Origin of the sequence: Streptomyces sp. M41 (assembly GCF_043673425.1) — a bacterium.
Lineage (GTDB): Bacteria > Actinomycetota > Actinomycetes > Streptomycetales > Streptomycetaceae > Streptomyces.
On sequence record NZ_JBIMKE010000031.1, the window covers coordinates 12,039 to 23,555 of the forward strand.

Below are 11,517 nucleotides of genomic sequence, written 5' to 3' on the forward strand. Positions count from 1 at the left end.
TGACACTCCCCAAGGAAGGGCGCAAGAGATGCGGCTGGCCGAACTGAGCGAGCGCAGCGGGGTGTCCACCGCGACGATCAAGTACTACCTGCGCGAAGGGCTGTTGGCGCCCGGCCGTCAGATCAACACGACGACGGCCGAGTACGACGAGGAGCATCTGCGCCGGCTGCGGCTGATCCGCGCGATGATCCAGGTCGGCCGGATGCCGGTGGCGACGGTCCGGGAGGTGCTGGGGCATGTGGACGACGACTCCCTGCCGCGGGCGATCCGCCTGGGCGCCGCGATGTGGACGCTGCCGCAGGTGCCGGAGCCGGACGAGGACGACGAGTACGTGCGGGCCGCACACCAGGAGGTCGGCCTGCTCCTGGACCGGCTCGGCTGGGAGAACGCCAAGCGGCTCTCGACCATCTCGCCCGCCTACCGCTCGCTGGTGGTGGCGGTCGCCGCGTTCCGTCGCCTCGGCTACGGCTGGGGGGCCGAACTGCTCGCGCCGTACGCCGAATTGATGCACCGGACGGCCGTCCTCGACCTGGACAACATGGAGACGCACGCGTCGCAGGCGGAGCAGATCGAGTTCGCGGTCCTCGGCGCGATCCTCAACGAACCGGTGCTGCAGGCGCTGCACCGACTGGCCCAGGAGGAGGAGAGCACGCGGCGGTACGGCTTCGAGTGAGGGGTGCCGGGCACGACGAAGGCCCTCCGCCGAAGCGAAGGGCCTTCATGTGGTACCCCCGACCGGATTCGAACCGGCGCTACCGCCTTGAGAGGGCGGCGTGCTAGGCCGCTACACAACGGGGGCGTGGAGCCTGCTGGCGTTTAGAACTACACCGCCGCAGGTCCGAGCTGGTCTACCTGGACTCGAACCAAGACTAACTGAACCAGAATCAGTCGTGCTGCCAATTACACCATAGACCAATGTGGTTTAGACCAGTCAGTACCCCCGACCGGATTCGAACCGGCGCTACCGCCTTGAGAGGGCGGCGTGCTAGGCCGCTACACAACGGGGGCCCTAGCGATCCTGCATGAGAGGCAATGGGTGCGACCCGGACTGCTTCCCTGGGAAGGATCTGTACCCCCGACCGGATTCGAACCGGCGCTACTGCCTTGAGAGGGCAGCGTGCTAGGCCGCTACACAACGGGGGCTTTGCAGATGAGCTCTGCGAGCTGGCCTACCTGGACTCGAACCAAGACTAACTGAACCAGAATCAGTCGTGCTGCCAATTACACCATAGGCCACTGGAACGCAAGCCCCTGCGGGGATCTTGTTCTAGTTCGCTCCTCCGGTTCCGGCCTTTCGGCCCGCTCCCCGGCGGCGCAGGAAGAACATTACCCGAAGGTGGACCGGGCTCCAAAACGGGTATCCGCGCCGAGGAGCGCGGGGAGTTCGGCGAGGGAGGCGATCCGGTGCGGTCCACCGGAGGTGGCCACGCCGGTGTACACGCCGTCACGGTCGATCCACACCGACAGCAGCCCGGCCCGCGCTGCCCCGTGCCCGTCGATCTCCGGGTGGTCACCGACGTACGCCACCTGATGCGGGGCGAGGTCGAGCGCGTCGCAGGCGGCGAGGAAGGCGCCGGCCTCCGGTTTGGAGACGCCGAGCTCCGCGGCGCACAGGATGGCCTCGAACCGGTCGTGCACGCCGAGCACCCGCAGCTTGCGGTCCTGGACATGGAGGCTGGAGTTGGAGAGCACCGCGTGCCGGTGGCTGGCGGCGAGGGCGTCCAGGGCGGGCAGGACGTCGGGGAAGAGGGCCCAGGCGGTCTCGTAGTGCGCGACGTACCGCTCGAACCAGGCGTCGGCCTCGCCGTCGCTCAGCTCCGCGCCGAGGAACACCCGCACCCGGTCCCGGCGCTGGCCCTGAAAGGTGGCCTCCCCCGCCGAGAAACGCGCCCACTGGGCCTCGGTGACCTCCCGCCAGCGCACGATGGCGTGCTCGACGCTCTCGTATCCGTCGAGCAGGCCCTCGGCCAGCAGGTGCGCGCGCATTCCGGTGCGGTCCGCCGCGGTGTAGTCGAAAAGCGTGTCGTCCACGTCCCAGACCACGGCGCGAATGCTCATGATCCGACGGTAACGCGCGGCGCCGGGGCGTGTCCGCCGATCGGGAGGGCGGAGACTTCATGACTTCAGTCCACGACGTCGCGGGGGTCGGGGGCCACGAAGAAGTCCGTCACGAAGCAGGTGACCTCGCCCCGCGCCGAGCGGCCCGTCCAGGTCGGGTAGGCGCCGTCGCCCCAGCCGGACGTGAAGGCGGCCAGGGTGTGGCCGGTACCGGGGGAGGTGATCAGGTGGGGTCCCTCCGACCAGTCACTGTCCTCGAAGGCGTCCCACAGCGGCCCCTCGTCCTCCTGCGCCTCGGGGAAGCCCTGCTCCGCCGAGGCGTCGTAGAAGCAGCCGGTGCCGGCGTCCACGCCGTAGCCGTAGAACTCGTCGTCGCCGAGGTCGGCCGGGTCCTGGCCGGGGCGCAGGGCCAACTCCCATGTCGCGGTGGGTTCGTCGCGGATGACCAGACGCGCCGCCGCGACCCGGCGGTGGGGGCGGGCGGCCGGGGGCTCGCCCTGCCGGGCCAGGGTCGCGACGGCTGCCTCGACCCGGTAGCGGCCGGGGGTGACCGTGACCGTGAAGGGCTCGATGTCCCCGGTCCCGAGGTACACGAACGGATCGCAGGCCACGACCCGGCCGGTGGGCAGGTCCAGCTCGCCCCCGTCGGCCACGTGGAGCACGCCGGTGGTCCCGGCGGGGTGGCTGAAGGTGCTGCCCGGCGTGAAGAGCCAGGTGTAGTCGCGGGGGGACATGGGCATGGCGGCGCGCCTTCCTGATCAAGGGTGGAAGCACCACGGAACGTTAGTGCGCCCCACTGACATCGGCGCCGGCCGACGACGTCCGCGCCCAGGAAGAAGGGGCGGCGCCCGGACCACCGGGTGCCGCCCCTGTGCGCTTCGGCAGGGTTACGCGGCCAGCTTCGCCAGCGCCGCGTCGATACGGGCCAGCGTCTGGTCCTTGCCCAGGACCTCGAGGGACTCGAAGAGGGGCAGGCCGACGGTGCGGCCGGTGACGGCGACGCGGACCGGGGCCTGGGCCTTGCCGAGCTTGAGGCCATGAACCTCACCGGCGGCCAGGACGGCCTCCTTCAGGGACTCCGGGGACGTCCAGTCGGCCGCCTCCAGCTTCTCGCGGGCCGTGCGCAGCAGGGCGTCCGAGCCCTCCTTCATGGCCTTCGTCCAGGACGCCTCGTCGAAGACCGGCTCCGGCAGGAACAGGAAGTCGACGTTGTCGGTGATCTCCGACAGGACCTTGAGGCGGGTCTGGGCGTGCGGGGCGATCGCCTGCCACTTCACCTCGTCGAAGGCCTCCGGGGCCCAGGGGGCGAACGGGGCCTTCAGCCACGGGCGGCAGCGCTCGGTGAAGTCCTTCACATCCAGCAGGCGGATGTGGTCGCCGTTGATCGACTCGCACTTCTTGAGGTCGAAGCGGGCCGGGTTGGGCTGCACGTCGGCGATGTCGAAGGCCGCGACCATCTCGTCCGTCGTGAAGATGTCCTGGTCGGCGGAGAGCGACCAGCCGAGCAGGGAGAGGTAGTTGAGCAGGCCCTCCGGCAGGAAGCCGCGCTCGCGGTAGAGGTTCAGCGAGGACTGCGGGTCACGCTTGGAGAGCTTCTTGTTGCCCTCGCCCATCACGTACGGCAGGTGCCCGAAGGCCGGGGTCTGCTTGGCGATGCCCAGTTCGGTCAGTGCCTTGTACAGAGCGATCTGACGGGGCGTGGAGGAGAGCAGGTCCTCGCCGCGCAGGACGTGGGTGATCTCCATCAGGGCGTCGTCGACCGGGTTGACCAGCGTGTACAGCGGCGCGCCGTTCGCGCGGACGATGCCGTAGTCCGGGACGTTCTCCGGGGTGAACGTCAGCTCGCCGCGGACGAGGTCCGTGAAGGTGATCGTCTCGTCGGGCATGCGGAAGCGGACGATCGGGGCGCGGCCCTGGGCCTTGTACTCCTCGACCTGCGCGTCGGCGAGGTCGCGGCAGTGGCCGTCGTAGCCGGACGGCTTGCCGGCGGCGCGGGCGGCCTCGCGGCGGGTGTCCAGCTCGTCCTGGGAGCAGTAGCAGTGGTAGGCGTGTCCGGCTTCGAGGAGCTTGGCCGCGACGTCCTTGTAGAGGTCCATGCGCTGCGACTGGCGGTACGGCGCGTGCGGGCCGCCGATCTCGGGGCCCTCGTCCCAGTCGAAGCCCAGCCAGCGCATCGAGTCGAGCAGCTGGTCGTACGACTCCTCCGAGTCGCGGGCCGCGTCGGTGTCCTCGATGCGGAAGACCAGGGTGCCCTGGTGGTGCTTGGCGAACGCCCAGTTGAACAGGGCGGTGCGGACCAGGCCCACATGGGGGTTACCGGTGGGCGAGGGACAGAAACGGACGCGAACGGGAGTGCCGGGTGCGCTAGCCACGCTTGACAACCTTGTTGGTGAGAGTGCCGATGCCTTCGATGGTGACGGCGACCTCGTCGCCGACGTTGAGGGGGCCGACCCCTGCCGGGGTGCCCGTGAGGATCACGTCGCCGGGGAGCAGCGTCATGGCCTCGGAGATGTTGACGATCAGGTCCTCGATGGAGTGGATCATCTCGCTGGTGCGGCCCAGCTGGCGCTGCTCGCCGTTCACCGTGAGCTGGATGGTGAGGTCGGCCGCGGTCTCCAGGGCCAGGTCCGTCTCCACCCAGGGGCCCAGCGGGCAGGAGGTGTCGAAGCCCTTGGCCCGGGCCCACTGCTTCTCGCGCTTCTGCACGTCCCGCGCGGTGATGTCGTTGGCGCAGGTGAAGCCGAAGATGACGTCCTTGACGCGCTCGCGCGGGACCTCGCGGCACATGCGGCCGATGACGACGGCCAGCTCGGCCTCGTGGTGGAGGTCCTCGGTGAAGGACGGGTACTGGATCTCGTCGCCGGGGCCGATCACCGCGGTGGAGGGCTTGAAGAAGGCGAAGGGGGCGTCCGGCACGTCGTTGCCGAGTTCGCGGGCGTGCTCGGCGTAGTTGCGGCCGAAGGCCACGACCTTGTTGGGGAGCACCGGCGGCAGCAGCCTGACCTTGGTCAGCGGCACCTTGGTGCCGGAGAGCTCGAAGTCCGCGAACGGGATGCCTTTGATGATGTCCAGGACGAGCTCGTCCGGCCTGTCGCCCTCGACCGCGCCGAAGGCGACGTTCCCGTCGATGGAGAATCTGGCGATGCGCACGGGATCTGGCGCCTCTCACTTGAGCCGGCTGGAGTCTGACGCTCCAGGCTAACGCGGTGAGGGGCGGGCGCCTCGCGCATTGCCGCGGGCGCCCCGGCGGCCGTACGGCCGATGCTCGTACGTGATTGAACGATCGCCTGCCGGCCCGCGTACTAGACGGCGGTGACGGTGACGGGGATCTCCTGGAGGATGGTGCGCTTGGGGTTGGCGGTCTGGGCGGGAAGGTCGACGGAGTGCTCCGGCTGCGGCGGGACGTGAAGGCCGCCGGCGCTGTCGAGGTGCACCAGCGTCGTGCGCCGCGGGTTGGCTATCGTGCGGATCATCGTCGTCGTCTTCACGGTTGTACTTCAGCCCTGTCGTGACGAGGCGCCGCGGACGGGCCTGAAGGTGGCAGTCCGGGCGCGGGTTGGCAGAAACATCTCTCCTGTAAAGCGTCAGGCTAGACACGCGGTTCCCACGGAAAGTCGTCAAGACGCTTGATAGGCGTGTGAGTTTGCTCACGGATCAGCGAATAAAACGGGCAATTCAGGCTGGCAATTGACCGTACCGAAACGGACATTGGGCACCTGAAGCCATCATTCCGCTCCTGATCATGGCGACTGGGACACCTCTCACGCCTTGTCGGCTCGCGGGCATACGTCCGGTTTGGGCGGGATAAGGTTCTACGCCAGGTAATCTCGTCACCACATGGTGTCACGTATGTCACGGCTCGACCTACGGGCCTTGTTGGAGATCCTGCACTGTGCTGGAATTCCACGGACCGCCGCAGGATCGAGCCGGCGCACAGGGGGCGCAGCGAGCGCCTTGTGGCGGCGAGAAGGGGGAGCCAGCGCCGGTCCACCACGACCATCAGGGAGCGTATTCAGGGCGCTCCCCGACACGCCGACACCGTGTCCGTCCGTTCACGCGGAGGGGCGCCTGGTCCAGAGGTTGCGACGCTAGTGCAGGGACGTTTCAAGAGGGATGGCAGCGCTTCGGCGGAGCCGGAGCACGGCGGGACCGACCGAGGTCCCTCGCCCCAGCACGCCCAGAACCAGGGCCCGGCCCCATCGGTCGACAGCGGTGAGCGCTCCGGGCGCCCCGCCGTGTCGGCGTCCCCGGGTACGACGGCCCCCTCCGCCTCGCCGGCCAGGAGGACCGCGAAGAGCATGGTCGGCACCGGCTCGCGAATAGCCCTGCGCAACTGGCGTATCTCCACGCGTCTCGTGGCCCTGCTGACCCTCCCCGTGGTCGCGGCCACCTCGCTGGGCGCACTGCGCATCAGCGACAACATGGACGACATCCAGCAGCTCGAGAACATGAAGCTGCTCACGGACATGACCAAGCGGGCCACCGAGCTCGCCGCCGCGCTCCAGGAGGAGCGCGACCAGTCCGCCGGCCCCCTCGCGCACGGCGCCAAGGCGACCGACTACACGGTCAAGGGCTACCGGGACAAGACGAACCGGGCCGCGGACAGCTTCCGGGAGGCCTCCGAGGAGGTCGACAACAACAGCAAGGACGGCAACCTCAAGGGCGTCCGGGACAACCTCGTCCAGCTCGTCGGTGATCTGAGCAACATCGAGAAGATCCGCAGCACCGCCTACGAGTCCAAGCGCAACTCCACGCAGACCGTGGAGGCCTACCACCGTCTGATCACCAACCTGCTCGACCTCTCCCAGGACATGGCGGAGGCGACCAGCAACCCGGAGATGATCCGCAGCACGCGTGCCCTGGCGGCCTTCTCCAACGCCAAGGAGTACGCGTCGATCCAGCGGGCCGTCCTGGCCGCGGCGCTGCCCGCGAACAACGACACCGTCGGCGACCTCTCCGAGAACGACCGCCTCTACGCCGAGTCGGCCCTGACGAGCCAGCGTTCCGAGATCAAGGCCTTCCGCAACATCTACGGCACGCAGGCCGCCGCCGACCTGCTCCAGTCGATCGAGCGGAACAACCCGACGATCACGGCGAGCGACAAGTACGCCAACCGCGCGCTCGGCAACCCGAACGCCCTCAACGACCTCGAGAAGCGCTCCTACCGCGACTGGGTCGACGACAGCACCACCAAGATCCAGCAGATGCGCGCCATCGAGACGACGCTGCTGGAGGACATGGAGCAAAAGGCCCGCGAGCTGCGCAACGAGTCGGAGCGCGAAGCGATCATCTCTGGTGCGCTGATCCTGATCGTGCTCGGTGTCTCGCTGGTCGGCGCCTTCGTGGTGGCCCGCTCCATGATCCGCTCGCTGCGCCGCCTGGAGGAGACCGCCACCAAGGTCGCCCAGGACCGGCTGCCGGAGCTGGTCAAGCAGCTGTCGGAGTCGGACCCGCAGGACGTCGACACGTCCGTCGAGTCGGTCGGTGTGCACTCCCGGGACGAGATCGGCCAGGTGGCCGCGGCCTTCGACGACGTGCACCGCGAGGCGGTCCGCCTCGCCGCCGAGCAGGCCCTGCTGCGGGGCAACGTCAACGCGATGTTCACCAACCTCTCGCGCCGCTCCCAGGGCCTCATCCAGCGTCAGCTCTCGCTCATCTCCGAACTGGAGTCCCGCGAGGCCGACCCGGACCAGCTGTCCTCGCTGTTCAAGCTCGACCACCTCGCGACGCGCATGCGCCGTAACGGTGAGAACCTCCTCGTCCTCGCCGGTGAGGAGCCCGGCCGCCGCTGGACCCGCCCGGTCCCGCTGGTCGACGTGCTCCGCGCCGCCGCGTCCGAGGTGGAGCAGTACGAGCGCATCGAGCTGGCCTCCGTGCCGACCACCGAAGTGGCCGGCCGGGTCGTCAACGACCTCGTGCACCTGCTCGCCGAGCTGCTGGAGAACGCCACCTCGTTCTCCTCCCCGCAGACCAAGGTCAAGGTCACCGGTCACGCGCTGCCCGACGGCCGCGTCCTGATCGAGATCCACGACACCGGCATCGGCCTCTCCCCCGAGGACCTCGCCGCGATCAACGAGCGGCTCGCCTCGCCGCCCACCGTGGACGTGTCGGTGTCCCGCCGCATGGGTCTGTTCGTGGTCGGTCGTCTTTCCCAGCGGCACGGCATCCGCATCCAGCTGCGTCCGTCCGACTCCGGTGGTACGACCGCGCTGGTCATGCTGCCCGTCGATGTCGCCCAGGGCGGCAAGAAGCCCGCTCCGGGCAGGACCGGCCCGAACGGCCCCGGTGGCCCGGGTGGCTCCGGTGGTCCGGCCGCCGCGCAGGCCGCCGCCGGTGCCGCAGCCGCACGTCGTCAGGCCCAGGCCGCCGGCGGAGCCCTCGGCGGAGGTGCACCCGGCGGTACGCCGGGTGGTGCCCTCGGTGCCGGTGCCTCCGGCGGGGGCCGGCTGGGCGCCGGTCAGGGACCGCGGGCCGCGCTGCCGGGCCGTGACGGTGGAGGATCTCCGGGTGCCCCGCGTGGACCGCAGGGTCCGGGCGCGCCCTCACAGGGCCGGCCGCCGGCCGGTGCCGGTGCCGGATTCGGTGGTGGCCAGGCTCCGGGTGCGCCGCAGGGGCTCCAGGCGGCGGGCACGGGTCAGGACCCGTTCGGTTCGGGTCAGGACGCCTTCGGTGCCGGACAGGACGCCTTCGGCGGTGCCCGTGGCGGCTCCGCCGGCCGTGAGCAGTCGCGGCCCCAGACGCCGCCTTCCGCCGGCGGCGAGAAGAGCCGCCGCGCCGGTCGCCGGCCGCAGCTGCCGCCACGCGGTGGTGCGCGTGCCGAGCTGCCGGGCGGCGCCCCGCAGCAGCGCCCCAGCTGGAGCGACGAGAACGCCCAGCCGCCGGTGCCGCGCGCCTCGCTCGACGCCCCGCGCGGACATGACGAGGACCCCTCGCAGACGTCCCGGATGCCGCGGATCGACGACCGTCAGGGCCACGACTCGACGACTCAGATGCCGGCCGTCCCGCGCAACGACGGCCGCCAGGGCCACGGCCCCGCCGACTTCCCCGGCTCGGTGTCGAACAACCCGCAGAACACGGGCCAGTTCGTCCGTCCGGACGTCTTCGGCCAGGGTGGCCAGAGCAACCCGTCGCAGACGGGCCAGTTCGCCGCTCCGCAGGGCTACGACAACGGCTCGACCGGCCGGCACTCCCTGCCCGGCCGGCAGAACCCCGAGTCCACCGGTCAGTTCGAGCGCCCCCAGGCCAACGGCGCCTACGGCAACGGTTCCGGCTTCGGCGCCCAGCAGCCCCCGGCCCCGGCGCGTCCGCAGCAGCGGCCCGCCCGCCAGGAGCCCGAGGCGCTGCCGCCCGCGACCGGCCCCGGTGACGGACGCACGCCCCTGTACGACACGCTGGAGACCAACTGGTTCCACGGCGGTCAGCAGGGCCGGCAGACGGGCTCCGACGGCTCGGCTCCGGCAGCCTCCCCGCAGCAGCCGGAGCAGCAGCCGCAGGCTCCGGCGGCGGCTCCGCAGCCGTCCTCCGCTTCGCAGCGGACCTCATCGACCGCCTGGCGCAGCTCGCCGAACGACGACCTCGTCCGGCAGGCCGAGCGCGTACGGCAGCCGGCCGCGGGCGGGGTCACCACCTCCGGCCTGCCGCGCCGGGTGCCCAGGGCGAACCTCGTCCCGGGTACGGCTCAGCAGCAACAGCACCAAGCTGGTCCGCAGGTCTCGCGTGCGCCTGACGACGTACGCGGCCGGCTGACCAATCTCCGTCGGGGTATCGCGCAAGGTCGTCAGGCCAACACCGGCCAGACGGGCAGTTTCCCGAGCCCCACTCACCAGCAGGAGCGTTAGTTGAGCCAGATGAGCCAGGCGGCACAGAATCTCAACTGGTTGATCACCAACTTCGTGGACAACACCCCGGGTGTGTCCCACACCGTCGTCGTGTCCGCCGACGGACTCCTGCTGGCACTGTCGGAGGGCTTCCCACGCGACCGTGCAGACCAGCTGGCGGCCGTCGCGTCGGGCCTGACCTCGCTGACGGCGGGCGCCTCCCGGATCTTCGAGGGCGGCAGCGTCGCTCAGACGGTCGTCGAGATGGAACGGGGGTTCCTCTTCCTCATGTCCGTCTCGGACGGCTCGTCCCTCGCCGTGCTGGCCCACCCGGAATGCGACATCGGCCTCGTCGGCTACGAGATGGCGCTGCTCGTCGATCGCGCGGGCGCGGTGCTCACGCCGGATCTGCGCGCCGAACTCCAAGGCAGTCTGCTCCACTGAACGCCCCCGGATCCACCCGTCTCACCAAATCACCGTCCGGCCGCCACAATCCCCCCACTGGCCCTCACCCCGACGGCTTGACTGACCGACTTGCTGTCCCCAGCCCGGAGGATTCATGACCCCGCCCACCGCCTCTCATGATCCGTACGCGGAGCCGTACGAGGATGAGGGCGACCAGCCGCTGGTACGTCCGTACGCGATGACCGGCGGCCGGACCCGGCCGCGCTACCAGCTGGCCATCGAGGCCCTGATCAGCACCACGGCCGACCCGGCAGCGCTCATGGGACTCCTCCCGGAGCACCAGCGCATCTGCCACCTGTGCCGTGAGGTGAAGTCGGTCGCCGAGGTCTCCGCGCTGCTGTCCATGCCCCTGGGCGTGGCCAGGATCCTGGTCGCCGACCTCGCGGAGGCCGGCCTGGTCGCCATCCACCAGCCGGGCGGCGACGAGAACAACGGCGGCGCTCCGGATGTGACGCTGCTCGAAAGGGTGCTCAGTGGACTTCGCAAGCTCTGAACCGGGCCGGGCGACCACCTCTGCCAAGATCGTGGTGGCGGGTGGCTTCGGCGTGGGCAAGACCACGTTCGTGGGCGCCGTCTCGGAGATCAACCCGCTGCGCACGGAGGCCGTGATGACCTCCGCGAGCGCGGGCATCGATGACCTCACACACACCGGGGACAAGACCACCACCACGGTGGCCATGGACTTCGGCCGTATCACCCTGGACCAGGACCTGATCCTGTACCTGTTCGGCACGCCCGGCCAGGACCGCTTCTGGTTCATGTGGGACGACCTGGTCCGCGGCGCCATCGGCGCCGTCGTCCTGGTGGACACCCGCCGTCTCGCCGACTGCTTCCCGGCCGTCGACTACTTCGAGAACAGCGGCCTGCCCTTCGTCATCGCGCTCAACGGGTTCGACGGGCATCAGCCCTATACGCCCGACGAGGTACGCGAGGCGTTGCAGATCGGACCGGACGCGCCGATCATCACGACGGACGCCCGGCACCGGGCCGATGCCAAGAGTGCGCTGATCACGCTGGTGGAGCACGCCCTGATGGCGCGGCTGCGGTAGCGCAAATCAGCAGCGCAATACGGCAGTTGTCGTAGATGTGGCGGAGCCGGCTGTGGCCTTTGACACGGTCGGCTCCATTGTTCATAACGTTTCGGCAGAGGAATCGGGTGGTACCGCCACGCGTCGCG

10 protein-coding genes and 5 tRNA genes are annotated in these 11,517 nt (G+C 70.0%); 5 read left to right on the plus strand and 10 right to left on the minus strand.

Annotated elements, in window-relative coordinates; all coding sequences use genetic code 11:
• Nucleotides 1-28 precede the first annotated feature (28 nt).
• Nucleotides 29-673 (plus strand): MerR family transcriptional regulator, encoded by a 645-nt coding sequence (locus ACHBTE_RS29340; RefSeq protein ID WP_394727521.1) that lies wholly within the window; start codon nucleotides 29-31, stop codon nucleotides 671-673.
• A 50-nt stretch (nucleotides 674-723) separates the two neighbouring features.
• Here ACHBTE_RS29340 and ACHBTE_RS29345 read toward each other — a convergent pair.
• The 10 genes from ACHBTE_RS29345 to ACHBTE_RS29390 all read right to left on the minus strand — a co-directional run bounded on the left by ACHBTE_RS29345 (nucleotide 724) and on the right by ACHBTE_RS29390 (nucleotide 5,546).
• Nucleotides 724-799 (minus strand) — tRNA-Glu (locus ACHBTE_RS29345).
• A 44-nt stretch (nucleotides 800-843) separates the two neighbouring features.
• Nucleotides 844-915, minus strand: a tRNA-Gln gene (locus ACHBTE_RS29350).
• A 20-nt stretch (nucleotides 916-935) separates the two neighbouring features.
• A tRNA-Glu gene (locus ACHBTE_RS29355) sits at nucleotides 936-1,008 on the minus strand.
• Nucleotides 1,009-1,070: 62 nt separating this feature from the next.
• Nucleotides 1,071-1,143: transfer RNA gene (locus ACHBTE_RS29360), tRNA-Glu, on the minus strand.
• A gap of 21 nt (nucleotides 1,144-1,164) precedes the next feature.
• A tRNA-Gln gene (locus ACHBTE_RS29365) sits at nucleotides 1,165-1,236 on the minus strand.
• A gap of 90 nt (nucleotides 1,237-1,326) precedes the next feature.
• On the minus strand, nucleotides 1,327-2,058 hold the full coding sequence (locus tag ACHBTE_RS29370) for an HAD family hydrolase (protein WP_394727523.1): 732 nt from the start codon (nucleotides 2,056-2,058) through the stop codon (nucleotides 1,327-1,329).
• A gap of 65 nt (nucleotides 2,059-2,123) precedes the next feature.
• The gene (locus ACHBTE_RS29375; protein WP_394727525.1) at nucleotides 2,124-2,798 is read right to left on the minus strand and encodes a DUF4241 domain-containing protein; all 675 of its coding nucleotides are present in this window, start codon (nucleotides 2,796-2,798) and stop codon (nucleotides 2,124-2,126) included.
• Nucleotides 2,799-2,945: 147 nt separating this feature from the next.
• On the minus strand, nucleotides 2,946-4,430 hold the full coding sequence (gene gltX / locus ACHBTE_RS29380; RefSeq protein WP_394727527.1) for a glutamate--tRNA ligase: 1,485 nt from the start codon (nucleotides 4,428-4,430) through the stop codon (nucleotides 2,946-2,948).
• Nucleotides 4,423-5,208, minus strand: a complete 786-nt coding sequence (locus ACHBTE_RS29385) for a fumarylacetoacetate hydrolase family protein (RefSeq protein WP_394727529.1) — start codon at nucleotides 5,206-5,208, stop codon at nucleotides 4,423-4,425. The genes gltX and ACHBTE_RS29385 overlap by 8 nt, the downstream gene beginning before the upstream one ends.
• Before the next feature lie 152 nt (nucleotides 5,209-5,360).
• A complete protein-coding gene (locus ACHBTE_RS29390; RefSeq protein WP_394727531.1) occupies nucleotides 5,361-5,546 on the minus strand; it encodes a hypothetical protein in 186 nt (61 codons plus the stop codon).
• 603 nt (nucleotides 5,547-6,149) lie between these two features.
• Between ACHBTE_RS29390 and ACHBTE_RS29395 the strand changes: the two genes are divergently transcribed.
• The 4 genes from ACHBTE_RS29395 to ACHBTE_RS29410 all read left to right on the plus strand — a co-directional run bounded on the left by ACHBTE_RS29395 (nucleotide 6,150) and on the right by ACHBTE_RS29410 (nucleotide 11,389).
• Nucleotides 6,150-9,896 carry a nitrate- and nitrite sensing domain-containing protein gene (locus ACHBTE_RS29395; protein WP_394727533.1) on the plus strand — a complete coding sequence of 1,249 codons (3,747 nt, stop codon included), beginning with the start codon at nucleotides 6,150-6,152 and terminating at the stop codon, nucleotides 9,894-9,896.
• A gap of 9 nt (nucleotides 9,897-9,905) precedes the next feature.
• The gene (locus tag ACHBTE_RS29400; RefSeq protein ID WP_030216565.1) at nucleotides 9,906-10,319 is read left to right on the plus strand and encodes a roadblock/LC7 domain-containing protein; all 414 of its coding nucleotides are present in this window, start codon (nucleotides 9,906-9,908) and stop codon (nucleotides 10,317-10,319) included.
• A 115-nt stretch (nucleotides 10,320-10,434) separates the two neighbouring features.
• Complete coding sequence (locus ACHBTE_RS29405) at nucleotides 10,435-10,833, plus strand: DUF742 domain-containing protein (protein ID WP_003997626.1); 399 nt, start codon at nucleotides 10,435-10,437, stop codon at nucleotides 10,831-10,833.
• A complete protein-coding gene (locus tag ACHBTE_RS29410; RefSeq protein ID WP_030051303.1) occupies nucleotides 10,814-11,389 on the plus strand; it encodes an ATP/GTP-binding protein in 576 nt (191 codons plus the stop codon). The genes ACHBTE_RS29405 and ACHBTE_RS29410 overlap by 20 nt, the downstream gene beginning before the upstream one ends.
• Nucleotides 11,390-11,517 lie beyond the last annotated feature (128 nt).